Raw genomic sequence first — 26692 nt, 5'->3', positions numbered from 1 at the left:
GCGCCCCGGCCTCGTAACCGTGGCGCGCCGCAGTGGCGTGCGTCGTTCCGCGTGCGTCGTTCCGGGTGGGCGAAGGAGGATTCGAACCTCCACAGCCGAAGCGGGGGCTTTACAGGCCCTTGGGATCACCGATTCCCAGTTCGCCCGGGACGGAGGAGGTGGGGGTCGAACCCACACGGATGCTTGCGCACCCCAACGGTTTTCGAGACCGCGGCCGGCGCCGCCTTTCGGCTGGCTCCTCCATGAACTGCAGGACGTACGCGGAGAGTGCGCGGATCGAACGCGCGCGGGCTCGCACCCGACTACGGCTTAGCAAGCCGCTGCCTTACCACTCGGCCAACTCTCCCAGCTGCAAGGACACAGCAGACGGGCGGCCACGAAAAAGCCGCCCTGGCGGGAATTCCCGCGGGCGGCCCGGCGACATCCGTCACCGATGACTACGTGGCCTGCCCGGGGCTCCCCTGCTGGGAAGGGGTACTGGAAGAGCGCTGATACGCCTGCGACAGACCGGCCTGGACGTTCATCGTGCGCTCCCCTCTCGCCTCGTTGGTGATGCCACCACTGTGCCGGGCGCCGACCGCCAGGGCAACGGATTATCCGCCGGGCTCAGCCGAGCCCCAGGACGCCGGCGATCGCCGGCGCGTAGGCGGTCTCGATCTCGTCCGGGGTGAGGGCGGCGACGGCGGGCAGGCGCAGGAGGTAGCGGGTGAGGGCGAGGCCGAGGAGCTGGGCGGAGACCAGGCCCGCCCGGCGGGCGGTGTCGGGGCCCACGGGGCCAACGCCGGGGCGAGGGCGGGGCCACCTGCCGGGCGAAGATGTCGCGCATGCGGGCGGCGGCCCGCTCGGCCGGGCCATCGCGGAGGACCGGCTGGACGACTACGAGGCGCGGCGCCGCCCGGTCGCCGAGCGGGTCGTGGCGTTCACCGGCCGGACGACCCGGATCGCCACCACCCGGAGCCGCGTGCTCCGCACGGCGCGCAACCTGGCCCTGCCGGTCGTCAGCCGCATCCCGGCCTTCCGTACCCGGCCGGCCACCGAACTGGCCGAGCTGAACTACCGCTGACCGGTGGCCGGCCGGCGGATGGCGGCCCCGTGTCAATTCCCCCCGGTTCAGGGTCAACCGGGCATCGACGACCGGTTCGCGAGGTGAGTGCGCACCGTGGGGGCGATACCGTCGGGAACGTCGGGGCGGCATCCGCACCGATGCCCCCCGCCCCGCCCGGCCGCCCCGGCGCCGGAACCACCCGTCCGCTCCCCCGGAGGACCGCAATGCCGCGCAGCCGCGCAGAAGAGCCCGGGAACGATCTCCCGGCGGGCCCGCTGTACGTACCCGTACGGCGCGGACCCGCCGGTTTCGCGCTGCGGCTGTGCCGTACGCCGCTCGGTTCGAGGACGGCCGTCGCCTTCACCAGCGAGCAGCGGCTGCGGTCGGTCATGGGCGCCGGGCAGGCGTGGATCCGGCTCTCCGAGCCCGCGGTCCGGGCGCTGTCGGCGCCGCTGGGCGCCACCACGGTGACCGTCGACCCACTGCTCACCGCCCGCCGGGTGCGGGACCCGGAGGCCGTCGCCGTCGCCCTGTGCTGACGACGGCCGCGTCCACCACCCCCGCAACGACCCGCGCTCACACCGCGGGCTGAACGTCGCCCACCATCGAGGAGGGGACGTCGCCGCGGCCCGCCAGATCGCCCGGCGGGATGCCGGGGTGGTGCCGGACGGCCGCGTCCGGCCCCGGAGCCCCGGCCTCGCCGAGAGCGAGCCGGGAGACGATCCGATAGCGGTCACCGCGGTAGAGCGAGTGGACGTACTCGACCGGGCGGCCGGTCTCGTCCTTGGTGAGACGTTCGAAGAGCAGGGCCGGGGAAAGCAGCGGCACGCCCAGCAGCCGGGCCTCGACCTCGTTGGTGACGGTCGGCTCGATGGACTGGACCGCCTCGTGGACCCGCACCCGGTGCTTGTCGCGCAGGAACCGGTAGAAGTCCCCGGACTCCATGTCCGCCGGCCGCAGACCCGGCACGAGCAGGGCGGGCACGTGCAGGTACTCGATGGCCATCGGCTCGCCGTCGACGAGCCGGAGCCGGGCGATGTAGGTGATCTCGGCCGCGGGTGAGATGTGCAGCTTGCGGCCCACCCTGGCACCGGCCTGGACGGTGGTCAGCTCCAGGACCTTGCTGGACCAGGTGCCGTCGGCCTTCGGCAGCGAGAACGAGTGCTCGTCCGCCACCAGCTCCTGGGTGATCTTGGCGGGCGCGACGAACATCCCGCGCCCGTGCTCGCGGACGATCAGCCCGGTGTTGACCAGTTCGTCGACGGCGGAGCGCAGCGTCGGGCGGGAGACCGACAGCTGCTCGCACAGGGTCCGCTCGGAGGGGATCGGGTCGCCGGGCACATGGGATTCGACGAGCTCCAACAGGTAGTCGCGCACCCGTTCGCGCTTGAGCGCCGACCGTGGCGACTCGCTTCCCATACCTGACTCCTTCGTGCCGTCCGGGGTCCGCCCCGGCGCGTCCGGGCAGCGTTCTGTCTGCGTCCTGTCCAGTACCTCCCCTGAAGGCTATCCAGATCCTGACCAGTACGCCAGGCCGGCCCGCGTCACGTAGGCGGACCAGTTGCGGCCGGTACCGGTGATCCGGGGGAATCCGGGGGTCAGGCCTTTGCCTGCACGACCTCTTGACGGCAGCACTGGTCTATGCCACCTTCTCCAACCAGCACCAGACCAGTTGTGAAGTGGTAAGTTCCGCCGCTCCTATTCGAGGTGACAGACCCCGTGAGAACCAGACTCCTTGCAGGCACCGCGGCGCTCGCGATCGCCGTAGCCGGCCTGAGCGCCTGTAGTTCCTCCTCCGACTCGTCGGACACCGCAGGCGACGGCAAGAGCCCCGCCGAGCTCACCGTGTGGATCATGAAGGGCAGCGTTTCCGATCCCTTCCTCCAGCGGTTCAAGACGGATTTCGAGACGACCCACTCCGGTACCACCCTGAAGATCCAGATCCAGGAGTGGGACGGTATCGGCGCGAAGATCACCAGCGCTCTGGCCAGCAAGGACGCGCCGGACGTCATCGAGGTCGGCAACACCCAGGTCGCGCAGTACGCCGCCAGCGGCGGGGTCAAGGATCTGACCGGGAAGGTCGCCGACCTCAAGGGCGCGGACTGGATACCGGGCCTGGCCGAGCCCGGCAAGATCGACGGCAAGCAGTTCGGCATCCCCTGGTACGCCGCCAACCGTGTGGTGGTCTACAACAAGGACCTCTTCACCCAGGCCGGCATCACCACCCCGCCCAAGACGCGCGACGAGTGGATCGCCGACACCACCAAGCTCAACACCGGTGGCAACGACGGGATCTATCTGACGGGGCAGACCTGGTACGCGCTGGCCGGCTTCGTCTGGGACGAGGGCGGTGAGTTCGCCGTCAAGGACGGCGACAAGTGGAAGGGCACCCTCGACACGCCCCAGGCGCAGGCCGGGATGGCGTTCTACAAGAAGCTCCAGGCGCTGGGCAAGGGCCCGAAGGACTCCGACGAGGCCAAGCCGCTGCAGGCGGAGGTCTTCGCCAAGGGCAAGAGTGCGCAGATCATCTCCGTCCCCGGTGGCGCGGCCGCGATCATCAAGGCCAACCCGGCGATGAAGGACAAGATCGGCTTCTTCCCGATCCCCGGCAAGACGGCCGACAAGCCCGGCGCGGTCTTCACCGGCGGCTCCGACCTCATCATCCCGGAGGCGTCGCAGCACCAGGACGCGGCCTACGAGGTCGTCAAGGCGCTGGCCGGCGAGAAGTGGCAGACGGACATGGCCAAGGAGATGAGCTACGTCCCCAACAGGACGTCGCTGGCCGGTGTGCTGGCGGGCAACGAGGGCGGCGCGGTGATGGCGGTCGGCGCGGCCAACGGCCACGGCACCCCCAACTCCCCCAACTGGGCGGCTGTCGAGGCGAACAACCCCATCAAGCAGTACATGACGCAGTACCTCACCGGAGCGGACCCGGCCACGGCCGCCCGTACCGCGTCCGAGGCCATCGCCAAAGCGCTGAACACCGCTTCCTGAACGGGGAGCGGTCCGCGCGGGCCCGCGTGGCCGCCCCCGCCTGACGAGTCGGACCCCAACAGGACAACAGGAGAAGTGCCGTGCCCGCTGCACCCCCCGCCGCCCGTCGGCGCCCCCCTCAACAGGCCTCCGTGGATCCGCCCCCGGCCCTCCGCCGCCGCCGGCGGCCCGTGCTCGGCGCCGTCTGGCCGTATCTGTTGATCGCTCCCACCCTGGTGGGCACGGCCTTCCTCCTGCTCTACCCGCTGATCCGCAACACCGTGATGTCCTTCCAGCACTTCCGGCTGGGCGAACTGATCCGCGGCGGCGCCACCTTCGTCGGATTCGACAACTACTCGGAGGTGCTCAACGACCCCGAGTTCTGGACGGTGGTCCGCCGCACCCTGTGGTGGACCGCGCTCAATGTCGTCCTCATCATGCTGATCGGCACCCTGGTCGCCCTGATGCTGGCGCGGCTCGGCAAGCGGATGCGGCTGGCCGTGATGAGCGCCCTCGTGCTGACCTGGGCGACGCCGGTGATCGCCGCCACCACCATCTTCCAGTGGCTCTTCCAGTCCCGCTTCGGAGTGGTCAACTGGGTCCTGGTGGAGCTCGGGTTCGACTCCTACCGCGACTACTCCTGGTTCGCCGACGGGAACTCGACCTTCTTCATCCTGGTCACCCTGGTCGTCTGGCAGTCGGTGCCGTTCGCCGCGCTGACCCTCTACGGCGGGCTCACCACGATCTCCGCCGAGCTGTACGAGTCGGCCCGGCTGGACGGCGCCGGCGGCTTCCAGGTCTTCCGCCACGTCACCTTCCCCATGCTGCGGCAGCTGTTCGCCCTGATCACCTCGCTCGAAGTGATCTGGTGCTTCAAGTGCTTCGCCCAGATCTGGGTGATCAGCGAAGGCGGCCCGAACGGGGCGACCACCACCCTGCCCGTCTACGCCTTCCAGATCGCGCAGTCGCTCCACAAGTACGACGTCGGCTCGGCGGTCTCCACGCTCACCGTGCTGATCCTGCTCGTGGCGCTCGTCCTCAATCTGCGCCGGATGTTCCAGCAGGAAGGAGCGGCCCTGTGACCCGGTCGCTGCGCAAGGTCCCGCTCAACCTCGCCGCGCTGTCCGTCGTGGCGGTGTCGGTCTTCCCCGTCTACTGGATGGTGCTGACCGCCTTCAAGCCGACCGTGGACATCCAGGCCGACACCCCGTCGTTCTGGCCCCGGCACCTCACCCTCGACCACTTCTCCACCGCCGTGCACGCCGACGGCTTCGGCACCTTCTGGCGCAACAGCCTCACCGTCACCCTCGGCGCGGTGCTGCTCTCGCTGGCCGTCGCGCTGCTGGCCGCCTTCGCGGTCGGCCGGATGCGCTGGCGCGGCAGGCGGGCGTTCATCCTGATGGTGTTCACCGCGCAGATGGCGCCCTGGGAGGCGCTGCTGATCCCGATGTACGTCATCGCCCGGGACACCGACATGCTCGACAAGCTGTCGATGCTCACCCTGGTCTACTTCATGACCACGCTGCCGTTCACTATCGTGACGCTGCGCGGGTTCCTCGCCGCGATACCGGTGGAGCTGGAGGAGGCGGCCCAGGTGGACGGCTGCACCCGGCCGCAGGCGTTCCGCCGGGTGACGTTCCCGCTGCTCGCCCCCGGGCTGCTGTCCACCTCGCTGTTCGGGTTCATCACGGCCTGGAACGAGTTCGCGTTCGCCAACACGCTGATCATCAAGAACCAGGATGCCAGGACGCTGCCGGTGTGGCTCTCCTCGTTCAGCAACGTCTTCGGCACCGACTGGGGCGCCACGATGGCCGCCTCCTCACTCTTCATGCTCCCCGTCCTCGTGGTCTTCCTCGCCCTGCAGAACCGGGTCACCTCCGGGATGACCGCCGGTGCGGTCAAGGGGTGACGCGTCATGCGGGAGACGCCGTGCGAGAGCTGCCCCGATGTCCGTCCGGGCCTGGAGGCCGAGCTGTGATCATTCCCCACCCCAGTCATCTGGTCCGTATCCCGGGCCACTTCACCTTCACCACCGACACCACCGTCCGGGTCACCGAGGGCGCGGAGGGCGCCGCCCGGCTGCTGCGCACCCTGCTGGGCCCCGCCACCGGGCTCCCGCTCCGCTCCTCCCCCGACGGCAACGTCATCCTCGCCCTGGACCCGCAGCTCGGCGGGCTGGGCGCGGAGGGCTACGGGCTGACCGTCGGCCCGGACGCGATCCTGCTGCGGGCGGCGCAGCCGGCCGGGCTGCTGAACGGCGTTCAGACGATCCGCCAACTGCTGCCGCCCGAGGCGCTGTCGGCGGTGCCGGTCACCGGGGTGCCGTGGCGGCTGCCGTGCGTCCAGGCCACCGATGTGCCGCGGTACCCCTGGCGCGGGGCGATGCTCGACGTCGCCCGGCACTTCCAGCCGGTGTCGTTCCTGCGGCGTTTCGTGGACCTGCTCGCCTTCCACAAGCTCAACGTCCTGCATCTGCACCTCACCGACGACCAGGGCTGGCGGATGCCGGTACCCGGGTATCCGCTGCTGACCGAGACCGGCGGCCACCGGGCCCGCAGCATGACCGGCCGGGCCGGCAGCGCCAGCTACGACGACACTCCGCACGGCGGTGTCTACACCGCCGCCCAGCTGCGCACGCTCGTCGGCTACGCGGCCGAGCGGGGGGTGACCGTCGTCCCCGAGATCGAGATGCCGGGTCACGCCCGGGCGGCGCTCGCCGCCTATCCGCACCTGGGGAACGTCCCCGGCCGGCAGCTGGACGTGTGGACCGAGTGGGGGGTGTGCGAGAACGTCCTGGGCGTGCACGACGAGGTGCTGGAGTTCTGCCGCGCGGTGCTCGGCGAGGTCCTGGACGTCTTCCCGTCCCCGTACATCCACATCGGCGGCGACGAGTGCCCCACCGTCGAATGGGAGGACAGCCCACGGGCGCGGCAGCGGGCCGTGGCCGAGCGGCTGGCGGGGCCGAAGGCGCTGCACGGCTGGTTCCTCGGGCGGATCGGCGACTTCCTGCTGCGCGAGGGCCGCAAGCCGGTGTGCTGGGCGGAGGACGGCGGAGTGCTGCCGCCGGAGTTCACCGTCATGCCGTGGCGGGACTCGGGCCACGGGCTGGCCGCCGCCCGGCGGGGCCATGACGTCGTGATGGCGCCGTACCGCTCCACGTATCTCGACTACCCGCAGACCGACCGGCCGGGCGAGCCCTTCGGGCAGGCCGGCGCCGTCGTCGATCTGCGGGCCGTGCACGGCAACGATCCCGCGCCGCAGGACTGGGAGCCGGCGGCGGCCGCCCGGGTGCTGGGCACGCAGGGGCAGTTGTGGACGGAGTTCGCCGCCACGCCCGCGCAGGTCGAGTACCTCGCCTTCCCCCGGCTGTCGGCCCTCGCCGACAGCGCGTGGAACCCCCGCAGCGACTGGACCACCGACTTCCTCCCCGCCATGCGCCACCACGAGGCCCGGCTCGCGGCGCTCGGCACCCACGCTGACACCCGTCCCGGCACCGCCGTGCGCCTCCCCCACAGATGTTCCACCGCGCACCACCCGCAGTCGCACCAGCAGTAGTTCCTTCCAGCACTTCCCCCTGCGACACCCCCACCTGGAAAGGGATTCACCGTGTCCGCAAGATCACGTATACCCGTCCGCGTGCGTACGGCGATGGCCCTGTGCACCTCCGCCGGGCTGGCCTGCGCCGCGCTGACGGCCATGCCCGCCTCGGCCGCCCAGGACTCGCTCAGCGCGCAGTACCGCACCAGCGCGACCGGGGCCACCGCCGACCAGTCGGAACCGTGGCTGAAGGTCACCAACACCGGCAGCACGACCGTGCCGCTCAGCGGTGTGACGGTGCGCTACTACTTCAAGGCCGACACCGCCGACTCCTCGTACCGCTTCGCCTGTTCCTGGGCGGTGCGCGGCTGTGCCAACATCACCGGCACGTTCGGCACCCTGGCGCACCCCACCGCCACCGCCGACCGCTATCTGGAGATCGGCTTCACTTCGGGCGCCGGCTCGCTCACGCCCGGCGCCGACACCAGCGACATGCAGCTGCGGTTCTACCGGTCCACCTGGGCGACGCTCCGGCAGAGCGACGACTACTCGTTCAACGGCGCCCAGACGTCGTACGCCAACTGGTCGAAGGTCACCGTGCAGCGCGGCGGGACGGTTCTGTGGGGCACCGCGCCCGACGGCAACGACCCCACGCAGCCGCCGACCGACCCGCCGACGACGCCCCCCACCACACCGCCGAACCAGAACGGCCCGGCGCTCTTCGACGACTTCAACTACACCAGCAGCAGCGACCCGCTGGTGCAGCAGCACGGCTGGACCGTGAAGTCGGGGCAGGGCGGGCCCGGTGTCCCGGGGGCCACCTGGTCGCCGCAGGACGTCACCTTCGCGCCGGAGAACGGCAACAGCATCATGAACCTCAAGCTCACCACCGACGGAACGGCCGCCGGCACCAAGGAGACCGAGATCCAGACCACCGCGCGCAAGTTCCGCAACGGGACGTACGCGGCCCGCGTGAAGTTCAACGACACCCCCGCCACCGGCCCGGACGGGGACCACGTCAACCAGACGTTCTTCGCCTTCACACCGCTCGCGCACGACATGGACCCCGACTACGGGGAGCTGGACTTCGAGTACCTGCCCAACGGCGGCTGGGGCGAGACCGGCAACATCATGTACACCACGTCCTGGGAGACCTACCAGAACGACCCCTGGAACGCGGTCAACACCCACACCGAGAGCCGGCAGAGCTACGACGGCTGGCACGACCTGATCGTCACCGTCGACAACACGAACATCAAGTACTACATCGACGGGCAGCTGTTCGGGACGCACGGCGAGCCGTATCTGCCGGAGACGCCGATGTTCATCGACTTCAACCACTGGCTCATCGACCTCGCGGGACAGACCGGCAGCACGCCGCGCTCGTACAACCAGAAGGTCGACTACGTGTACTTCGCCAAGGACCAGGTGCTGAGTCCGGCCCAGGTGCAGGCCCAGGTGGCCGCCTACCGGGCGGCCCATGTCACCCAGGTGGACACCGTCCCGGCGGGCTGAACCCGCCGGAGCGGCGGCACCGTCAGCCCGCGGGTTCGATCCGGACCTCGTGGGTCTCCGCCGACGGATCGCTGACGGCCAGCAGCCGCGCGCCCTCCGCCATGAGGGCGTCGCGGTCGCCGGCCGTCAGCCGTACGAAGGGCGTGACGCTCACCACGGCGCCGGCCTTCGTACGATCGAACCGCCAGGTGCCGCCGACGAAGCCGTCGACCAGGATCGTGCCGCGGATGATGCCGTTGACCGTCATCACCCGCTTCCGGTACTCGTCGGCGAGGATCCGGGTCCGGTCGGCGTGCGACAGCAGCAGGTTGTCGAAGTCGGCGACGAAGCGGGCCGGTACGGGGACGTCCGGGTCGGGGAGCACCGCGCCGGGCAGATCGTGGAGCTCCCGGCCGTCCTCGTCACGGTATGGACGAAGGTCCAAGCCCGCCACGACCGAGCGCAGCCCGGTCAGTCCCGACCACTTCTGGATGTCGGCGACGGTCGCGGGACCGAACGCCGCCAGGTAGCGCTCGACGACGGGCCCGGGGTCGGGGTCGGCGAGCGGCGCGCCGAGATACTCCTCGACGGTGGCGTAGGTGGGCTGCCCGCTCTCTCCCCACAGCCCGCGCGGCGGCAGCTGCACCAGCGGGGCCCACAGACGCAGCGCCTTCTCCAGCGCGTCGGGCTCGACGCCGGGCCAGCGGACGGCGAGCAGCTCGCGCAGCTCACGGGGGTTGCGCGGGCGCTCGGCGAGGAGTTCGCGGCCGGCGGCCACCAGCTCGTCGCGGTCCACGTCGCGCAGCGCCGCGCCTCCCCAGGCCGCGCTCCTGACCATCCGGTCGAACACCGGCTGCAGCAGGGGCCGCAGGAGCAGCGCGTCCGCCGCGCTCACCAGGTGCACGGTGCCGCGCATGAGCGTCAGCCGCACCGCGCCACGGTCCTTCATCAGCTGCGCCAGCTCGTCGAAGGAGAAGTCCCGCAGCCGGGTCCACAGGCCGATGTACGGGGCGTTGGACGCCTGGGACTGCATGCCGAGCAGCCGCTCGATCACCTCGATCGCGGGCACCTTCGCCCGCTCCAGGAGGAGTTGGCGCTCCAGCAGAGCGCGGTTGAGCGTACGGCGGTCCAGAGTCGTCGTCGGCATACCGCCTACGCTACGACGCCTTGCGGACGGTTCCGGTCCTCAACGACGACACGAGCAGGAGCTATGCCGCGGAGGAGCCGACCCGCCGGGCTATCGGGGGTTCGGCCTCGTGGTGGATCGGCGTGTGCGCGCCCGTCAGCGGTACGCCGCTGCCGCCGCGCCGGTGGGCGACGATCTCCGCGGCGATGGACAGCGCGGTCTCCTCAGGCGTCCGCGCGCCGAGGTCGAGGCCGATCGGCGAGCGCAGCCTGGCCAGTTCGAGTTCGGTGACGCCGACCTCCCGCAGCCGCTCGAGGCGGTCCAGGTGGGTGCGGCGTGAGCCCATGGCGCCGACGAAGGCGATGGGAAGCTTCAGGGCCCGCTCCAGCAGCGGTACGTCGAACTTGGCGTCGTGGGTCAGTACGCAGATGACCGTGCGGCCGTCGACGCGTCCCGCGGCGGTGGTCTCGTCGAGGTAGCGGTGCGGCCAGTCGACGATGACCTCGTCGGCCTCCGGGAAGCGCGCGCGGGTGGCGAAGACGGGGCGCGCGTCGCAGAGCGTCACCTCGTAGCCGAGGAACTTGCCGACCTTGACGACGGCGCCGGCGAAGTCGATCGCGCCGAAGACGATCATGCGGGGCGCCGGCACGCTGGACTCGACGAGCAGCGTGAGCGGTTCGCCGCAGCGGCTGCCGTCCGCGCCGATCCCGATGGTGCCGGTCCGGCCCGCTTCCAGCAGGGCGTGGGCCTCGGCCGCCGCCGTGCGGTCCCGCTCGGGGTCGCCGAGGCTGCCCTCGTACCGTCCGTCGGCCCGCAGGGCCAGGGCCCGGCCGAGCAGCCCGGCCGGTCCCTCGACGATCCTGGCCACCGCGGCCGTCTCTCCCGCTGCGGCGGCGGCCAGGGCCGCCGTGAACTCCGGCCGCACGCCGGGGTCCACTCGCTGGACGAAGATGTCTATGACGCCGCCGCAGGTGAGTCCCACGGCGAACGCATCGTCGTCCGAGTATCCGAAGCGCTGGAGCACGGGCTCCGCCGAGTCCCCTGACTCCAGCGCTTCCTTGCAGAGCTCGTAGACAGCTCCTTCGACGCACCCTCCGGACACGCTGCCGATCGCGGTGCCGTCGGAATCGACGGCGAGCGCGGCACCGGGCTGCCGGGGCGCACTTCCGCCCACCGCGACCACGGTCGCGACGGCGAACGGACGCCCCTGGCGGCACCAGCGGTGCAGCTCGTCAGCGATGTCCAGCATGGTGAACAGCTCCTCTACTTGACGCCGAGCCAGCTCTCGATGGGGTGGAGAGCGAAGAAGACGAAGAACACCGCCGTGAGCACCCACATGAAGATGCCGGGCTCACGCCACTTGCCCTGCGCCGCCTTGATGGCGGTGTAGGAGATGACGCCCGCGGCGACACCTGCGGTGATGGAGTACGTGAAGGGCATGAGGACCACGGTCAGGAAGACCGGGACCGAGACCGAGCGGTCCGACCAGTCGACGTGCCGGGCGTTGCTCATCATCATCGCGCCGATGACGACCAGCGCCGCCGCCGCGACCTGGCCCGGGACGATCTGGGCCAGCGGGGTGAAGAACAGGCCGGCCGCGAAGAGCAGACCGGTGACGACGCTGGACAGACCCGTACGGGCGCCCTCGCCGACTCCGGTGGCCGACTCGATGAAGACCGTCTGGCCGGAGGCACCTGCGACGCCGCCGATCGCACCACCCGCACCGTCGATGAACAGTGCCTTGCTGAGGCCGGGCATCCGGCCCTGCTCGTCGGCGAGCTTGGCCTCGGTGCCGACGCCGATGATGGTGGCCATCGCGTCGAAGAAGCCGGCCAGCACCAGGGTGAAGACGATGACGCCGACGGTCATACCGCCGATGGATCCCCAGCCGCCGAACTCGACGTGTCCGAAGAGCCCGAAGTCGGGCATGGAGACCGCGCTGCCGTTCAGCTTCGGGGCCGCACCGCCCCAGTCCTTGTCGGTCAGGCCGCCGACGGAGTTGACCACGACCGAGAGGATCGTGCCGACGACGATGCCGATCAGGATCGCGCCGGGGATGTTGCGGGCCTGCAGCATGAAGATCAGGAGCAGCGTGACGCAGAAGAGCAGGACCGGCCAGCCGGAGAGCTGTCCGCCGACGCCCAGGGCGACCGGGGCGGTGCCCTTCGCGTCACCCTTGCCGACGAATCCGGCGTTCACCAGGCCGATGAGGGCGATGAACATCCCGATGCCGATGGTGATGCCGTGCTTCAGGGCCAGCGGTATCGCGTTCATGACGATCTCGCGGAGCCCGGTGACCACCAGCAGCACGATGATGGCGCCGTAGATCACACACATGCCCATGGCCTGCGGCCAGGTCATGTTGGGGGCCACCTGGGTGGCCAGCACGCCGGAGACGCTCAGTCCCGCGGCGAGTGCGAGCGGTACCTTGCCGAGGAATCCCATCAGCAGGGTGGAGACCGCCGCGGCGAGGGCCGTCGCGGTGATCAGTCCCGCATGGCTGAGCTTGTGACCGCTGGCGTCCGGGCCGGACAGCAGGAGCGGGTTGAGCAGCAGGATGTAGCACATCGCCATGAAGGTCGTGATGCCGCCGCGGACCTCGCGGGGAATCGTCGACTCTCTCTCGGAGATGTGGAAGTACCGGTCGAGCCAGGACCGTCCGGCCGGCGGGCGCGAGCCCGCGCCCGCGTCCTCCGCCGTGGTCTTCAGCTCTACAGGGGTTTGGGTCATGGTGCCGACTCCCAAGGTTCAATGGGACACCCGCACATGGTGTGCGGATTTTGGGATGCTGCTATGGCTGCACGACCCGGGGGACGGCCCGAGGCGAACGGGATGAAGCGGTTTGGCCGGTGCGCGCGGCGGGAGCCGGGCAGGGGCCGGGACGGTGTCCGTCCGGCGGCCGCGGGTGCGGCCGGTCCGGTCGGATGCCGTTGCCACGGAGGCCGAGTGGTGGCGCCTGGGTGGCCCCGGACGGGGCGGGGATCGTCATTCCCCCACCCCGTCCGGAGGTCGTCACGTGCCGGTGAGGTGTTCGGGCCTGACCGGTACGCGCTTGAGTGCCAGGCCGGTCGCGGCGCGGATGGCGGCGACGACGGCGGGCGTGGAGGAGAGCGTCGGGGCCTCACCGATGCCGCGGAGCCCGTACGGGGCGTGCTCGTCCGCGAGTTCCAGCACGTCGACCGGGATGGTCGGCGTGTCGAGGATGGTGGGGATCAGGTAGTCGGTGAAGGACGGGTTCCGTACCTTCGCGTTCTTGTCGACGATGATCTCTTCCATGACGGCCAGGCCGAGGCCCTGGGTGGTGCCGCCCTGGATCTGGCCGACGACCGACAGCGGGTTGAGCGCCTTGCCGACGTCCTGGGCCGCGGCCAGCTCGATGACCTTGACCAGGCCCAGTTCGGTGTCGACCTCGACGACCGCGCGGTGGGCGCAGAACGAGTACTGGACGTGGCCGTCGCCCTGCCCGGTGACCAGGTCGAACGCCTGGGTCGGGCGGTGCCGCCACTCCAGCTCGAGGTCGATGGTCTCGCCCTCGATGACGTCCACCAGATCGGCGAGCACCTCGCCGCCGTCGGTGACGACCTTGCCGCCCTCGAGGAGGAGTTCGGCGGTGGCCCACGCGGGGTGGTAGGTGCCGAACTTCGCGCGGCCGAGTTCCAGGACCTTCTCGCGGACGGCCTCGCAGGAGTTCTTCACCGCGCCACCGGTCACGTACGTCTGCCGGGAGGCGGACGTGGAGCCGGCGGAGCCGACCTGTGTGTCGGCGGGGTGGATCGTCACCTGCGTGACGCCCAGCTCGGTGCGGGCGATCTGGGCGTGCACGGTGACGCCGCCCTGGCCGACCTCGGCCATCGCGGTGTGCACCATGGCGACCGGTTCGCCGTTGATGACCTCCAGCCGCACGCGCGCGGTGGAGTAGTCGTCGAAGCCCTCGGAGAAGCCGACGTTCTTGATGCCGACCGCGTAGCCGACCCCGCGCACGACACCCTCGCCGTGGGTGGTGTTCGACAGGGCGCCGGGCAGGTCACGGATGTCGATGGACCGGCCTTCCGCGTCACCGGCCAGCCACTGCTGCTCGGGCGGCATCGGCAGCGCCTTGACGCGGCGCAGCAGTTCGGCGACCGGGGCCGGGGAGTCGACCTTCTGGCCGGTCGGCATGATCGTGCCCTGGCTCATCGCGTTGAGCTGGCGGAACTCGACCGCGTCCATGCCGAGCGCGGCGGCGAGCTTGTCCATCTGCGCCTCGTAGGCGAAGCACGCCTGGACGGCGCCGAAACCGCGCATCGCGCCGCAGGGCGGGTTGTTGGTGTAGAGCGCGACGGCCTCGATCTCGACGTCGTCGATCACGTACGGGCCGACCGCCAGCGAGGAGGCGTTGCCGACGACGGCCGGGGAGGCCGATGCGTAGGCGCCGCCGTCCAGCACGATCCGGCACTTCATGTGCGTGATCTTGCCTTCGCTGGTGACGCCGTGCTCGTACCAGAGCTTCGCCGGGTGGCGGTGCACATGGCCGAAGAAGGACTCGAAGCGGTTGTAGACGATCTTGACCGGCTTGCCGGTGCGGAGCGCCAGCAGGCACGCGTGGGCCTGCATCGACAGGTCCTCGCGGCCGCCGAACGCACCGCCGACGCCGGACAGCGTCATACGGATCTTGTCCTCGGGCAGACCGAGGACCGGGCTGAGCTGGCCGAGGTCCGAGTGCAGCCACTGGGTGGCGATGTACAGGTCGACGCCGCCGTCCTCGGCGGGCACGGCCAGGCCGGACTCCGGGCCGAGGAAGGCCTGGTCCTGCATGCCGACCTCGTACTCACCGCTGATGACGATGTCGGCGCGTTTGGCCGCCTCGTTCGCGTCGCCGCGGATGATCGGCTGGCGGTGCACGATGTTCGGGTGCGTGACGTGGTCCGCGTGGTGGTCGTCGCGGTTCGGGTGCAGGATCGGCGCGCCGTCCGCGAGCGCCGTCTCCTCGTCGATGACCAGCGGCAGCAGCTCGAACTCGACCTTGATCTTGGCGGCCGCGCGGCGGGCGGTCTCCGGGTGGTCGGCGGCGATGATGGCGATCGGCTCACCGTGGTAGCGCACGACGCCGTCGGCCAGGACCGGGGTGTCCTTGTACTCCAGCCCGTACTTGGTGAAGGCGGGCAGGTCGTCATGGGTCATGACGGCGTAGACGCCGGAGGTGGCGAGCGCCTCGCCGGTGTCGATCGAGAGGATCTTGGCGTGGGCGTGCGGGCTGCGGAGCGTGAAGCCCCACAGCATGTCCTCGTGCCACATGTCCGAGGAGTACGCGAACTCACCGGTGACCTTCAGGGTGCCGTCCGGGCGCAGCGTGGACTCGCCGAGGCCGCCCTTGGTCTTGCTGCCCTGGGTGATGTTCGTGGGATTGCGGGTAACGCCCATGATCAGACGCCCTCTCCGGCTGTGACGGACGCGCCGCGCGCTGCCGCGAGGCGGACCGCGTCGAGGATCTTCTCGTAGCCGGTGCAGCGGCACAGGTTGCCCGAGAGGGCCTCGCGGATGTCCTGGTCGGACGGGGACGGGTTGCGCTCCAGCAGCTCGTCGGCCGCGACGAGGAGGCCGGGGGTGCAGAAACCGCACTGCACGGCGCCGGCGTCGATGAACGCTTCCTGGATCGGGGACAGGTCCCCGGCCTCGGTGCTCTCACCGGTCTGCCCGTCGGCCGGCTTGGCGGCCCACTTCTGGGCCTCGCCGAGGGGGGTGCCGCAGGCGCCGGTACCGCAGCGGCCGGCCGCGCGGTCCTTGGCGTAGTCCGCCAGGCCCTCCACGGTCACGACGTCGCGGTCCTGGACCTGAGCGGCGGCCACCAGGCACGCACACACCGGAACACCGTCGAGGCGGACCGTGCAGGAGCCGCACTCGCCCTGCTCACAGGCGTTCTTCGAGCCCGGGAGTCCCATGCGCTCGCGGAGGACGTAGAGAAGGCTCTCGCCTTCCCAGACGTCGTCGGCCTCCTGCGGGCGGCCGTTGACATTGAAGGTCACGCGCATGACTGCGTCCTCTCGTTCCCACGGTACTCGTCCCAGGTCCAGCCGAGCGTGCGGCGGGCCATGACGCCCAGCGCGTGACGGCGGTACGAGGCGGTGCCGCGTACGTCGTCGATGGGGTTGGCGGCCCCGGAGACCAGCTCCGCGAACTGCCGCGCCACGGCCGGCGGGATGATCTTGCCGTTCTCCCAGAAACCGCCCTCTTCGAGCGCGGCGGTGAGGAAGTCCTCGGCGACGCGGGCGCGGAGCGGGGTGGGAGCGGCCGAGCCGATGCCGGTCTTGACCGTCCTCGTCTCGGGGTGCAGCGCCAGGCCGAACGCGCAGACCGCGATGACCATCGCGTTGCGGGTGCCGACCTTGGAGAACTGCTGCGGCCCGTCGGCCTTCTTGATGTGCACGGCGCGGATCAGTTCATCGGCGGCGAGCGAGTTCCGCTTCACGCCGGTGTAGAACTCCTCGACCGGGATCAGCCGGGTACCGCGGACGGAGACGGCCTCGACCTCGGCGCCCGCGGCCAGCAGGGCCGGGTGCGAGTCGCCGGCCGGGGAGGCGGCACCGAGGTTGCCGCCGACGCTGCCGCGGTTGCGGATCTGCGGGGAGCCGACGGTGTGGGCGGCGAGCGCCAGACCGGGCAGCTCGGTGCGCAGGTGCTCCATGATCCGGGTGTACGGGACCGAGGCACCCAGGCGGACGGTCTCCTCGGTCACCTCCCACTCCTGCAGCTCACCGATCCGGTTCAGGTCCAGCATCACGTCGGGCCGGCGGTGGTCGAAATTGATCTCGACCATCACGTCGGTGCCGCCCGCGATGGGCACAGCTGTGGGGTGCTCGGCCTTTGCGGCGAGCGCCTCCTCCCAGCTTGCGGGGCGCAGGAAGTCCATGGGGGTTCTCTTCTCGAATCTCGAGCGGGGCTGTTCACGTGTTGTTAACGCTGCGTGGGGCCCAGTACACGGCCCACCACCCTTCCGGGTGCAGTCACTGAAAACATGAAGGACTTGGCTGGCCAGTACTCATGTCTTGTAGATTCCTATGAAAGGGCGCCGTCCGAAACCTCGCGGCATCGGACCGGCAACACCAATGGAACGAACCAGGCGCCACCCTGGTAGGGCTTTGACCAGGCAAGCGTTCGAGACAAGGCGACAACGATGCGGCTGCGCGCACTGCTGGACACCGAGGTTCTGGGCCTGCGCCTGCTCGGTGGTGAGGACGAGCTGGACCGCACGGTCCGTGGCGTGATGACCACGGATCTTCGCGATCCGAGCCGTTATCTCACGGGCGGTGAGCTGGTGCTCACAGGACTCGCCTGGCGGCACGAAGCGGAGGACTCCGAGCGATTCGTACGAATCCTCGCCTCGGCCGGTGTAGCGGGACTCGCGGCGGGCGAGGCCGAGCTGGGCTCCATCCCCGACGATCTGGTGGCGGCCTGCTTCCGCCACCGGCTGCCGCTGTTCGCCGTGGACGAGAACGTCGCCTTCGCCTCGATCACCGAGCACGTCGTCCGGCAGGTCTCCACGGAGCGGGCCGGCGATCTGGCCGCGGTCGTGGACCGGCACCGGCGGCTGATGTCGTCGGGCCCCGCGGGCGGCGGCCCCGACGCCGTGCTGGATCTGCTCGGCACCGACCTGGACCTGCGCGCCTGGGTGTTGTCCGCCACCGGACGGCAGATCGCCGGTTCGGAGCATCCGCTGCCCACCGCGGTGCGTACCGAGCTCGCCGGCGCCCATCTGGCCGCCATGCGCACCGCCCGGCCCTCCCCGCACCGCACGTCGATCGCGTCCGGCGGCACCACCAACACGTACTCGCTCTTCCCGATCCGCACCGGCGGCACCACCCCCGTGGCCGATGTCCGGGCCACCCTGCTCTCCGACTGGTTCCTCGCCGTCGACGCCGACGCCGGGGACTGGCCCGCGGAGCGGCTCGACCTGCTGCAGGGCGTCACCCAGCTGATCGCCGTCGAGCGGGACCGCCACGACGCCGCGCGCACCGTGCGCCGCCGGCTCGCCCACGAGGTGCTGGAACTGGTCCAGGCCGGCTCGCCGCCGGCCGAGATCGCCGCCCGGCTGCGGGTCGCCGCCCCCGTCCTGGTCCCCGGGCTCAGCGCCGCGCCGCACTGGCAGGTCGTCGTCGCCCGGGTCGACTGGGCGGGCGGCGAGGTGCCCGCGGGGCCGGCCGCCCAGATGCTGCTGGAGGAGGCGCTGGTCGACCCGGCCGCCATCGGCCCCGACCCCACCGACCGCATCGCGGTGGCGCACGCGGGCGACGAGGCGATGGCCCTCGTACCGCTGCCGCCCGCCGACCCGTCCGACGGCGGCTTCACCGACGACTGGCGCGCCGACGGCCTGCTCGACACCCTGCGGGGCCCGCTCAGCAGGGGTCTGGCCGACGACGGACGGCTCACCATCGGCGTCAGCGCCACCGTGCACTCCGCCGAGGGACTGCGCGGTGCCCTGGAGGAGGCCCGGCACGCCCGCCGGGTCGCCGCCGCCCGCCCCGGGCGGGTCTGCGTGGCGGGGCACGAGGAGCTCGCCTCGCACGTCCTGCTGCTGCCCTTCGTGCCGGACGACGTCCGCCGCGCCTTCACCGCACGGCTGCTCGACCCGCTGCGCGCCTACGACCGGCGGCACCGCGCCGAGCTCATCCCGACCCTGGAGGCGTTCCTGGAGTGCGACGGCTCCTGGACCCGCTGCGCGACCCGGCTGCATCTGCACGTGAACACTCTGCGGTACCGTATCGGCCGGATCGAGCAACTGACCGGGCGTGATCTCGCGCGTCTGGAAGACAAGTTGGACTTCTTCCTCGCGCTCCGCATGAGCTGACGCCGTCCCGGCGGACCCTCGATCACTCGGATCAGGAGCAATTGATCACCGCCCTCTTGGCGCGGGCCCCTGCGGCATGCTGGACTTCGACCACTTGGCTCGACGATGCGCTTGGGGGGTAGGTTGTGGCGGATACCGCCATGCCGGAATCTGTGGTGGGCACGCCCGATGTGTGGCGCCTCAGGGCCCGCGGCTGCTGGGCGGAGGCGGCGGCGATACTCGCCCCGTACTGCGCCGACAGCCCGGATACGGCGCTGCGCCGGGCCGCCCTGCTCGTCGAGGGCTGCATGTTCACCCTCGACGGCTGGTCCGAGGCGGAGGACGCGCTGCGCTCCGCCGAGGCGCTGGCCGGGAGTGACGAGGAGCGGGGCGCCGCCGCGTGCGAGCGCGGCCATCTCGCCTACGCCGCCACGCTCTTCTCCGTCCGTGACCGCGCCGACGAGGCCCGGGCCGCGTTCGGCCGCAGCGCGGCGCTGCTGAGCCAGGTGTCGCCGGGAAGGCCGCTGCTCGACTTCCGCCGTGGTCTGTTCGCCGAGAACGTCGCCCAGAACCCCACCGCCGCCCGCGCCGCCTACCGGCGCGCCCACGCGGGCGCCGTCGCCCACGGCGACGCGCTGCTGACCTCGTTCACCTGGCGCCATCTGGCCGGACTCGCCGCCGCCGACGGCGATCTCGCCGAGGCGCACCGGGGCTTCACCGAGTCGCTCCGCATCCGCGTGGACATCGGCTATCTCGTGGGCACGGCCCCGGCCATGCTCGCCCTCGCCGAGGTGGAGCCGGAACCCGCAGCGACGGCGCTGCGGGCCGAGGCCGCCCGCCTGCACGCCCTGCTGGGCGGAATCCCGGTCTGGCTCCCCCACCCGGCGGAAAGCGCCTGATCCGGGGACCGGCTGGTCCGGAGTCCGGCTGATCCGCAGTCCGGCTGATCCGGCGGGACCGGCCGGCCCGTTAACCCCAGGCGGAGCCGGAGAAGTGTTCGCGGACGAGCGATTCGACCGTGACCACGTCTCCGGCCACCAGCGCTTCCAGCAGCACGGCATGTTCCGTCGCGTCGGCGAGCAGTTCCGCCGGGCGCGACGGAGTGCGGGACGGTCCGGACACCGGCCACTGGGAGCGCCGGTGCAGCTCGTCCGCGACGGCGACCAGTTGGTGGTTGCCGGAGAGTTCGAGCATCGCGCGGTGGAAGAGCCGGTCGGAGTCCGCGTAGGCGGCCCGGTCGCCGCGTGCGGCCGCGGCGACGGTGGCGGCGGCGAGCGGGCGCAGCGCCTCCCACCGTTCGGGGGCGATGGTGCGGGCGAGGCCGAGGACGACGGGCACCTCGATGAGGGCCCGGACCTCCGCCAGTTCCGCGAGGTCGTGCGCACTGCGTTCGGCGACCCGGAATCCCCGGTTGGGCATGGCCTCGACGGCGCCCTCCCGGGCGAGCAGCTGCATCGCCTCGCGGACCGGTGTGGCCGACACGCCGTAGCGCTCGGCGAGCGAGGGCGCCGAGTAGACGGCGCCGGGCCGCAGTTCACCGCTGACCAGGGCGCTGCGCAGCGCGTTCAGCACCTGGTCGCGCACCGAGTACCGCTCGGGCAGCCGCCGCTCGGCGGGGACGGTGTCATCGGCCGGCCCGGCGCATGCCGCGGCATGCGGGTGAGTTCCGCGGACCTGCCCGGGACGGCGGGGCGGCGGGACGGACGGGGTTCCCGCAGGGCGCGCGGCGGCGGTGTCGTTCACCGGGTCCTTCCCTCTTGGACGGCACCACTCGTGTGGCGTAGTGCCGTTAGGTTAAACCCCCACCCCATCGGATAAGGTAAGCCTTACCTCCCTTGGAACCCTTTCTGGACGGTCCGCCATGCTCGCCATGCCTGTCACCGCGCCCGCCTACGCACGCCTGACCGGGGCGTATCCCTCGCTGCGCGTGACCGAGGAAGCGCCCCGCAGCGGGGACGGCTGGGTGCGCGCCGACGAGCTGGCGGCGGGCGGAGCGGCCCTGGACGCCTTCCTGGTCTGGGACGAGCAGCAGGTGCTGCGCGACCACGGGAAGCGCGCCCGCCCCGATGTGATCGCCGGCTTCGGCCTGCACCGCTACGCCTGGCCGGCCTGTCTGCTCTTCACCGTCCCCTGGTTCCTGCACCGCAGGGTCCCGTGGCTGCCGGTGTCAGATGTGTCGTTCCACCGCACCCAGGGCCGGCTGACCGTCCGCACCCACGACTTCAGCTGCCTGCCGGACGACCCGGCCGCCGTTCTCCCCGGAGCCCGCGTCGTGCACTCCGAGGAGGCGCTGCGTTTGGAACTGCGCTCCGCGCTCGCCGAGCACCTCGGGCCGCTGCTGGACGGCTTCCAGCCCCGGCTGCGGCGCGGCCGGCGCGCCCTGTGGGGCATGGCGACCGACGAGGTCACCGAGGGACTGTGGCGGGTCGGGCAGCTGCTCGGCGAGGGCGAGCGGGCGATGTCCGAGCTGACGGCCCTGCTGCCGGGCACCAGCGCCCCGTACACCGGCGGCGCGGGCTTCCGCGAACTGCGCGCACCCCGGCCGCTGCCGGACCGCGTGCCGTCCGGCACCCGGGACCGGGTCACCTGCTGCCTGTTCTACACGGTGCGCCCCACGGAGACCTGCGGCACCTGCCCGCGTACGTGTGACGCCGATCGGATCGAACGTCTGGCCGTCGCAAGCTGACCTGTTCGACCTTTCCATCCATAGGCGTGTTATTCCGGCGAAACCTCTTCACGTCCGTGCGCCGTTCGCCAAGATGGCGCCCGTAAGCCGTCCCGCGGCCCGAGCGCGACGGAAGCGACGCTAGGAATCGCACATGAGACTTACCGACATATCGCTGGACTGGACGCTCTCGGGGGCCGTGGGCCTGGCGGTCCTCGCGGCCTCGGCGGTCGCGCTCCGCAACCGCCGTGCGCGCGGCGGCGACGAGAACGTACCCGGCAGCGATTCATGGGAGCGCAGCGAGGAACGCCGGCGCCGCAAGGAAGCGGTCTACGGAAGCGCGTCGTACGTCCTGCTCTTCTGCTGTGCGGCGGTCGCCGCGGCGCTCTCCTTCCACGGACTGGTCGGCTTCGGCCGGCAGAACCTGAACCTCGACGGCGGCTGGGAGTACCTGGTCCCGTTCGGCCTCGACGGCGCGGCGATGTTCTGCTCGGTGCTCGCGGTGCGCGAGGCCAGCCACGGCGACGCGGCGCTCGGCTCCCGGATGCTGGTGTGGATGTTCGCGGGCGCCGCGGCCTGGTTCAACTGGGTGCACGCGCCACGCGGTATCGAGCACGCCGGCGCTCCGCAGTTCTTCGCCGGGATGTCCCTGTCGGCGGCGGTGCTGTTCGACCGGGCGCTCAAGCAGACCCGCCGGGCCGCGCTGCGCGAACAGGGCCTGGTGCCGCGTCCGCTGCCGCAGATCAGGATGGTCCGCTGGATGCGCGCCCCGCTGGAGACCTACGGCGCCTGGTCGCTGATGCTGCTGGAGAACGTGCGCTCGCTCGACGAGGCGGTGGAGGAGGTCCGCGAGGACCGCAAGCAGAAGGCAGTGAACGACGTCCGCCGCCGCGACCACGACCGGCTGGAGCGGGCCCGGGTCAGGGCGCTCAACCGCCAGCACCGCGGCTGGAGCCGGGACCGGGGCGACCGTCGCCCGGAACTGCCCGGCGGAGGCGCGGGCGGCGGAGGTCAGGGCGGCACCACGGAGCCCGTCATAACCGCCGGGACGGCCGAACTGCCGGTGCGCCCGCGTCCCCCCTTCCAGCCGGAGCGCTCGGAGCGGTCCGAACTGCCGGCGGCGTCACCGGTGCCGGCGGAAGCGCCGCTCACCGTCGACCTCACGGCCGAGGACGACACGCTGACGATCCCCCGGCTGGATTCACTGGAGCGCAAACTCCAGCACCTGGAACGGCAGTTCGGCTGATCCTCGGGCGACACATCGTCATGTCAGGCGGTGTCGACGGCCAGCTCGAACCAGACGATCTTCCCGGTGCCCAGTGAGCGCACACCCCAGGAATCGGCGAGCGCCTGCACGAGCAGCAGCCCGCGGCCCGACGTGGCGTTCTCGCCCGGTGTGTGCAGCCGGGGGCGCCTGGCCGCGTGGTCGTGCACCTCGACGCGCAGCCGGTGCACCGGCCCGCCGGAGAGCGTCGCGGTGAGCACCGCTCCCTCGTCCGTGTGCTGGAGCGCGTTGGTGACCAGTTCGCTGGCCAGCAGTTCGGCGATGTCGACCAGTCCCGGCACACCCCAGTGCCGCAGCTGCTCGCGCAGCAGCCTGCGCGCCTCGGCTATCGCCGAGAGATCCGCGTGGCGCAGGGCGTGCCGCAGTTCCCGCACCTCGACGGTGCCTCGTGGTCCGTGGCCGCATTCTTCCTTCGGCTGACGCTCCATCGCTCCGCTCCGGCCGCCGCCCTCATCCCCGTCGAACATCCTGTCGGGATGCATGCCCACCGCAGGGCCATCCAGTCATGGGCCCGGGTTCCGCCGGGGGCACGGCAGTGCTGCCCACCACCGGCCGGACGGACCCTTGTTGCGGACGCGGGGGGAACGGGTAACCCCTCGCATGAGCCGATTCCGCCGGGGGGTGACCCCCGAACCCCCTCAGGAGCCGCGATGCACGACGACCGGCAGTTGGTCGAAGGACGTCTGGACCGGGCGGTCACCCAGTTCATCAGGCCCGCCCAGTACGCCGCCCGGGTGCCGCTGACCCTGTCCGTGTGGCAGGTGGCGGGTGAACCGGTCCCGGTGGAACAGGCGCTGCAGGGGGTCTTCGAACCCTTCGCGCCCGGCACCGAATGGGGCACTCCGTGGTCGACCAGCTGGTTCCGGCTGGAGGGCGCCGTGCCGCAGAACTGGGTCGGGCAGCGCGTCGAGGTGGTCATCGACCCCGGGTTCACCGGCGAGGGACCGGGGTTCCAGGCCGAGGGACTGGTCCACGACGCGGCGGGGGTGCCGGTGAAGGGCATCCATCCGATGAACCGCCATGTCCCGGTGACCGCTTCGGCGCTGGGCGGCGAGCCGGTGCACCTGCTGCTGGAGGCGGCCGCCAACCCGGCCGTGCTGCACGGCTTCGCCCCCACCCTGCTCGGCGACGTGCTGACCGCCGGGGACCGGCCGCTGTACCGTTTCGCCTCCGCCGACCTGGCGGTCCTCGACGAGCAGGTCTGGCATCTGCTGCTGGACATCGAGGTGCTCTCCGAGCTGATGGGCGAGCTGGCCCCGCACGAACCGCGCCGGCACGAGATCCTGCGGGCGCTGGAGAACATGCTGGACGCCCTGGACCTGCACGATGTGCGCGGCACCGCGCCCGCCGCCCGTGCCGAACTGGTCGAGGCGCTGTCCCGGCCCGCGCACGCCAGCGCCCACCGGATCTCCGCCGCCGGGCACGCCCATATCGACTCGGCCTGGCTGTGGCCGCTGCGCGAGACCGTCCGCAAGGCGTCCCGGACGTTCGCCAACGTCACCGCGCTCGCCCAGGAGTACCCCGAGCTGGTCTTCGCCTGCTCGCAGGCCCAGCAGTACGCCTGGGTCAAGGAGCACCAGCCGCACATCTGGCAGCGCATCCAGCGGGCCGTGCGCGACGGGTCCTGGGCGCCCGTCGGGTCGATGTGGGTCGAGCCGGACGCCAACATGCCCGGCGGCGAGGCGCTGGCCCGCCAGCTCGTGCACGGCAAGCGGTTCTTCCTCGACGAGCTGGGAGTGGAGACCGAGGAGGTCTGGCTGCCGGACTCGTTCGGCTACACCGCCGCCTTCCCGCAGCTGGCGGAGCTGGCCGGGGTCCGCTGGTTCCTCACCCAGAAGCTGTCGTGGAACCAGTCCAACAAGATGCCGCACCACACGTTCTGGTGGGAAGGCATCGACGGAACGCGGGTGTTCACCCACTTCCCACCCGTCGACACCTACAACTCGCACTTCGCAGGCCACGAACTCGCCCGCGCGGTACGGAACTTCGCCGAGAAGGGCCGCGCCACCCGTTCCCTGGTGCCGTTCGGCTGGGGTGACGGCGGCGGCGGCCCGACCCGGGAGATGATGGAGAAGGCCCGCAGGCTGCGGTCGCTGGAGGGCTCACCGCGGGTCGACATCGAGAAACCGGCCGCCTTCTTCGCGGCGGCGGAACGCGAGTACGCCCGCGAGGCGCCGGTCTGGTCCGGCGAGATGTACCTGGAGCTGCACCGGGCCACGTACACCACCCAGGCGAAGACCAAGCAGGGCAACCGGCGCAGTGAACACCTGCTGCGGGAGGCCGAGCTCTGGGCCACCACCGCGGCGCTGCGCGACCCGTCGTACGGCTATCCGTACGACGATCTGGACCGGATCTGGAAGACGGTGCTGCTGCACCAGTTCCACGACATCCTGCCGGGCAGCTCGATCGCCTGGGTGCACCGCGAGGCCCGCGACACCTACGAGCGGGTGCGCGAGGAGCTGACGGGGATCACCACCGCCGCCGTCCGGTCGCTGGGCGGTGGCGCCCCCGCCGTCCTCAACGCCGCACCGTACGGCCGGGACGAGGTGGTCGAGGCCGACGCCGCCGGGCTGCCGGACGGCATCGGCGCCCAGCGGCTGGCGGACGGCCGGGCGGCGGTCGCCGTCCGGGTGCCCGCGCTCGGCTCCGCGCCGCTGGCCGGTACCGACCCCGGGCACACCCCGGTCACGGTCACCGTCAGCGGTGGCACGCACGTCCTCGACAACGGCCTGCTGCGGGTCGTCGTCGACGCGGACGGGCTGCTGGCCTCCGTCGTCGATCTGCGGGCCGGCGGACGCGAGGTGCTGGCGCCCGGCACCCGCGGCAACCTGCTGCAGCTGCATCCCGACCACCCCAACAAGTGGGACGCCTGGGACATCGACCGGCACTACCGCCGGCGGCGCACCGATCTGACGGCCGCCGAGTCGGTCGCGGCGACCGCCACCGGCCCGCTGCTCGCGGTGGTGCGCACCGTACGGGCCTTCGGATCGTCCCGGGTACGCCAGGACCTCCGGCTGCGCGCCGGCAGCTCGCGGCTGGACTTCGTCACCGAGGTGGACTGGCACGAGTCCGAGAAGGTGCTCAAGGCGGCCTTCCCGGTCGATGTGCACGCCGACCGCAGCGCGTCCGAGATCCAGTTCGGCCATGTCTTCCGCCCGACGCACACCAACACCAGCTGGGACGCGGCGCGTTTCGAGATCTGCGCGCACCGCTGGCTGCGGGTCGCCGAGCCCGGCTACGGCGTCGCGGTGCTCAACGACTCGACGTACGGCCATGACGTGACCCGCACCGTGCACGCGGGACGTACCGGAACCACCGTCCGGCTGACCCTGCTGCGCGCTCCGCACAGCCCCGACCCGGAGACCGACCAGGGCACGCACCGCTTCACCTACGCGCTGCTGCCGGGCGCCGGGACCGGCGACGCGGTGGCCGAGGGGCTGGCGCTGAATCTGCCGCTGCGGATCGCCGGGGCGCCGGCGGTGCCGTCACTGGTGTCCGCCGATCACCCGTCGATCACCGTCGAGGCGGTGAAACTCGCCGACGACCGCTCGGGCGATGTGGTGGTGCGGCTCTACGAGTCGCGCGGCGGCCGGGTGGCCGGCACCCTCTCGACGGCGTTCCCGGTCGCCGACGCGACGGTGACGGATCTGCTGGAGCGTCCACTGCGGGCCGCGGAGCGGGCCGGGGACGGCGGCGTCGCGCTGGAGCTGCGCCCGTTCCAGATCCTGACGCTGCGGCTCCGGCCCGCGCGTTCCTGAGCAACCACC

Annotated in this window: 22 protein-coding genes and 3 tRNA genes; 12 read left to right on the top strand and 13 right to left on the bottom strand. The window is 71.6% G+C overall.

Features of this window, described 5'->3' with window-relative positions:
• Positions 1-66 precede the first annotated feature (66 nt).
• The 4 genes from C8250_RS32390 to C8250_RS43830 all read right to left on the bottom strand — a co-directional run bounded on the left by C8250_RS32390 (position 67) and on the right by C8250_RS43830 (position 771).
• Positions 67-146, bottom strand: a tRNA-Tyr gene (locus C8250_RS32390).
• A gap of 4 nt (positions 147-150) precedes the next feature.
• Positions 151-242: transfer RNA gene (locus tag C8250_RS32385), tRNA-Ser, on the bottom strand.
• 19 nt (positions 243-261) lie between these two features.
• Positions 262-346, bottom strand: a tRNA-Ser gene (locus C8250_RS32380).
• Between the two features lie 260 nt (positions 347-606).
• Positions 607-771, bottom strand: a complete 165-nt coding sequence (locus C8250_RS43830; protein WP_244809491.1) for a hypothetical protein — start codon at positions 769-771, stop codon at positions 607-609.
• On the opposite strand from C8250_RS43830, the gene C8250_RS43825 reads away from it, so the two are divergent.
• Both C8250_RS43825 and C8250_RS32370 read left to right on the top strand, forming a co-directional pair.
• The gene (locus tag C8250_RS43825) at positions 758-1063 is read left to right on the top strand and encodes a hypothetical protein (RefSeq protein WP_244809490.1); all 306 of its coding nucleotides are present in this window, start codon (positions 758-760) and stop codon (positions 1061-1063) included. The genes C8250_RS43830 and C8250_RS43825 overlap by 14 nt on opposite strands.
• Positions 1064-1269: 206 nt before the next feature.
• Entirely contained in the window at positions 1270-1584 is a 315-nt protein-coding gene (locus tag C8250_RS32370; protein ID WP_138358080.1) for an SAV_915 family protein, read from the top strand.
• A gap of 37 nt (positions 1585-1621) precedes the next feature.
• On the opposite strand, the gene C8250_RS32365 is transcribed toward C8250_RS32370, so the two are convergent.
• The gene (locus C8250_RS32365) at positions 1622-2464 is read right to left on the bottom strand and encodes a GntR family transcriptional regulator (protein WP_138358078.1); all 843 of its coding nucleotides are present in this window, start codon (positions 2462-2464) and stop codon (positions 1622-1624) included.
• A gap of 300 nt (positions 2465-2764) precedes the next feature.
• Between C8250_RS32365 and C8250_RS32360 the strand changes: the two genes are divergently transcribed.
• From C8250_RS32360 to C8250_RS32340, 5 genes are all read left to right on the top strand, one after another.
• Entirely contained in the window at positions 2765-4039 is a 1275-nt protein-coding gene (locus C8250_RS32360; RefSeq protein WP_138358076.1) for an extracellular solute-binding protein, read from the top strand.
• Between the two features lie 131 nt (positions 4040-4170).
• Positions 4171-5100, top strand: coding sequence for a sugar ABC transporter permease (locus C8250_RS32355; RefSeq protein WP_244809883.1), 930 nt, complete (start codon positions 4171-4173; stop codon positions 5098-5100).
• Positions 5097-5927, top strand: coding sequence for a carbohydrate ABC transporter permease (locus tag C8250_RS32350; protein ID WP_138358074.1), 831 nt, complete (start codon positions 5097-5099; stop codon positions 5925-5927). The genes C8250_RS32355 and C8250_RS32350 overlap by 4 nt, the downstream gene beginning before the upstream one ends.
• 68 nt (positions 5928-5995) lie before the next feature.
• Entirely contained in the window at positions 5996-7573 is a 1578-nt protein-coding gene (locus C8250_RS32345) for a beta-N-acetylhexosaminidase (protein WP_244809881.1), read from the top strand.
• A 93-nt stretch (positions 7574-7666) separates the two neighbouring features.
• Entirely contained in the window at positions 7667-9070 is a 1404-nt protein-coding gene (locus tag C8250_RS32340; RefSeq protein ID WP_138358084.1) for a cellulose binding domain-containing protein, read from the top strand.
• A gap of 22 nt (positions 9071-9092) precedes the next feature.
• Here the strand turns inward: C8250_RS32340 and C8250_RS32335 are convergent, their stop codons facing one another.
• The 6 genes from C8250_RS32335 to C8250_RS32310 all read right to left on the bottom strand — a co-directional run bounded on the left by C8250_RS32335 (position 9093) and on the right by C8250_RS32310 (position 17061).
• On the bottom strand, positions 9093-10196 hold the full coding sequence (locus C8250_RS32335) for a winged helix DNA-binding domain-containing protein (protein WP_138358070.1): 1104 nt from the start codon (positions 10194-10196) through the stop codon (positions 9093-9095).
• A 61-nt stretch (positions 10197-10257) separates the two neighbouring features.
• Entirely contained in the window at positions 10258-11424 is a 1167-nt protein-coding gene (locus C8250_RS32330; RefSeq protein WP_138358068.1) for an XdhC/CoxI family protein, read from the bottom strand.
• Positions 11425-11438: 14 nt separating this feature from the next.
• A complete protein-coding gene (locus C8250_RS32325; protein ID WP_138358066.1) occupies positions 11439-12905 on the bottom strand; it encodes an NCS2 family permease in 1467 nt (488 codons plus the stop codon).
• A 282-nt stretch (positions 12906-13187) separates the two neighbouring features.
• Positions 13188-15575 (bottom strand): molybdopterin cofactor-binding domain-containing protein, encoded by a 2388-nt coding sequence (locus C8250_RS32320; protein ID WP_187145053.1) that lies wholly within the window; start codon positions 15573-15575, stop codon positions 13188-13190.
• 2 nt (positions 15576-15577) lie between these two features.
• Positions 15578-16183: a (2Fe-2S)-binding protein gene (locus C8250_RS32315; protein WP_138358064.1), complete on the bottom strand. Its 606-nt coding sequence runs from the start codon at positions 16181-16183 to the stop codon at positions 15578-15580.
• Positions 16174-17061, bottom strand: a complete 888-nt coding sequence (locus C8250_RS32310) for a xanthine dehydrogenase family protein subunit M (RefSeq protein ID WP_138358062.1) — start codon at positions 17059-17061, stop codon at positions 16174-16176. Before C8250_RS32310 ends, C8250_RS32315 begins: the two co-directional genes overlap by 10 nt.
• Before the next feature lie 264 nt (positions 17062-17325).
• Between C8250_RS32310 and C8250_RS32305 the strand changes: the two genes are divergently transcribed.
• Entirely contained in the window at positions 17326-18996 is a 1671-nt protein-coding gene (locus C8250_RS32305) for a PucR family transcriptional regulator ligand-binding domain-containing protein (protein WP_138358060.1), read from the top strand.
• Positions 18997-19136: 140 nt separating this feature from the next.
• Positions 19137-19874: a hypothetical protein gene (locus C8250_RS32300; protein ID WP_138358058.1), complete on the top strand. Its 738-nt coding sequence runs from the start codon at positions 19137-19139 to the stop codon at positions 19872-19874.
• Between the two features lie 70 nt (positions 19875-19944).
• On the opposite strand, the gene C8250_RS32295 is transcribed toward C8250_RS32300, so the two are convergent.
• Positions 19945-20718, bottom strand: a complete 774-nt coding sequence (locus C8250_RS32295) for a GntR family transcriptional regulator (RefSeq protein WP_138358056.1) — start codon at positions 20716-20718, stop codon at positions 19945-19947.
• Between the two features lie 118 nt (positions 20719-20836).
• Between C8250_RS32295 and C8250_RS32290 the strand changes: the two genes are divergently transcribed.
• Positions 20837-21661 carry a (2Fe-2S)-binding protein gene (locus C8250_RS32290; protein WP_138358054.1) on the top strand — a complete coding sequence of 275 codons (825 nt, stop codon included), beginning with the start codon at positions 20837-20839 and terminating at the stop codon, positions 21659-21661.
• 133 nt (positions 21662-21794) lie between these two features.
• Positions 21795-22886 carry a DUF2637 domain-containing protein gene (locus C8250_RS32285; protein WP_138358052.1) on the top strand — a complete coding sequence of 364 codons (1092 nt, stop codon included), beginning with the start codon at positions 21795-21797 and terminating at the stop codon, positions 22884-22886.
• Between the two features lie 23 nt (positions 22887-22909).
• Here C8250_RS32285 and C8250_RS32280 read toward each other — a convergent pair whose 3' ends face one another.
• Positions 22910-23353 (bottom strand): ATP-binding protein, encoded by a 444-nt coding sequence (locus C8250_RS32280; RefSeq protein ID WP_138358050.1) that lies wholly within the window; start codon positions 23351-23353, stop codon positions 22910-22912.
• Between the two features lie 222 nt (positions 23354-23575).
• Between C8250_RS32280 and C8250_RS32275 the strand changes: the two genes are divergently transcribed.
• Positions 23576-26683 (top strand): glycoside hydrolase family 38 C-terminal domain-containing protein, encoded by a 3108-nt coding sequence (locus C8250_RS32275; RefSeq protein WP_138358048.1) that lies wholly within the window; start codon positions 23576-23578, stop codon positions 26681-26683.
• Positions 26684-26692 lie beyond the last annotated feature (9 nt).

The sequence above is a fragment of the Streptomyces sp. So13.3 genome (genome assembly GCF_005860785.2).
GTDB classification, from domain to species: Bacteria; Actinomycetota; Actinomycetes; order Streptomycetales; family Streptomycetaceae; genus Actinacidiphila; species Actinacidiphila fildesensis.
Note: the sequence above shows the minus strand (reverse complement) of the source record. Positions and strands in the feature narration are given on the sequence as shown.

Excerpts from the sequence above, each read along its gene's own strand:
- C8250_RS32300 (WP_138358058.1), top strand. The coding sequence starts at position 19,137 with ATGCCGGAATCTGTGGTGGGCACGCCCGATGTGTGGCGCCTCAGGGCC.
- C8250_RS32310 (WP_138358062.1), bottom strand. The coding sequence starts at position 17,061 with ATGGACTTCCTGCGCCCCGCAAGCTGGGAGGAGGCGCTCGCCGCAAAG.
- C8250_RS32370 (WP_138358080.1), top strand. The coding sequence starts at position 1,270 with ATGCCGCGCAGCCGCGCAGAAGAGCCCGGGAACGATCTCCCGGCGGGC.
- C8250_RS32275 (WP_138358048.1), top strand. The coding sequence starts at position 23,576 with ATGCACGACGACCGGCAGTTGGTCGAAGGACGTCTGGACCGGGCGGTC.
- C8250_RS32330 (WP_138358068.1), bottom strand. The coding sequence starts at position 11,424 with ATGCTGGACATCGCTGACGAGCTGCACCGCTGGTGCCGCCAGGGGCGT.
- C8250_RS32340 (WP_138358084.1), top strand. The coding sequence starts at position 7,667 with ATGGCCCTGTGCACCTCCGCCGGGCTGGCCTGCGCCGCGCTGACGGCC.
- C8250_RS32320 (WP_187145053.1), bottom strand. The coding sequence starts at position 15,575 with ATGGGCGTTACCCGCAATCCCACGAACATCACCCAGGGCAGCAAGACC.
- C8250_RS32305 (WP_138358060.1), top strand. The coding sequence starts at position 17,326 with ATGCGGCTGCGCGCACTGCTGGACACCGAGGTTCTGGGCCTGCGCCTG.
- C8250_RS32280 (WP_138358050.1), bottom strand. The coding sequence starts at position 23,353 with ATGGAGCGTCAGCCGAAGGAAGAATGCGGCCACGGACCACGAGGCACC.
- C8250_RS32335 (WP_138358070.1), bottom strand. The coding sequence starts at position 10,196 with ATGCCGACGACGACTCTGGACCGCCGTACGCTCAACCGCGCTCTGCTG.
- C8250_RS32325 (WP_138358066.1), bottom strand. The coding sequence starts at position 12,905 with ATGACCCAAACCCCTGTAGAGCTGAAGACCACGGCGGAGGACGCGGGC.
- C8250_RS32285 (WP_138358052.1), top strand. The coding sequence starts at position 21,795 with ATGAGACTTACCGACATATCGCTGGACTGGACGCTCTCGGGGGCCGTG.
- C8250_RS32315 (WP_138358064.1), bottom strand. The coding sequence starts at position 16,183 with ATGCGCGTGACCTTCAATGTCAACGGCCGCCCGCAGGAGGCCGACGAC.
- C8250_RS32365 (WP_138358078.1), bottom strand. The coding sequence starts at position 2,464 with ATGGGAAGCGAGTCGCCACGGTCGGCGCTCAAGCGCGAACGGGTGCGC.
- C8250_RS32290 (WP_138358054.1), top strand. The coding sequence starts at position 20,837 with ATGCTCGCCATGCCTGTCACCGCGCCCGCCTACGCACGCCTGACCGGG.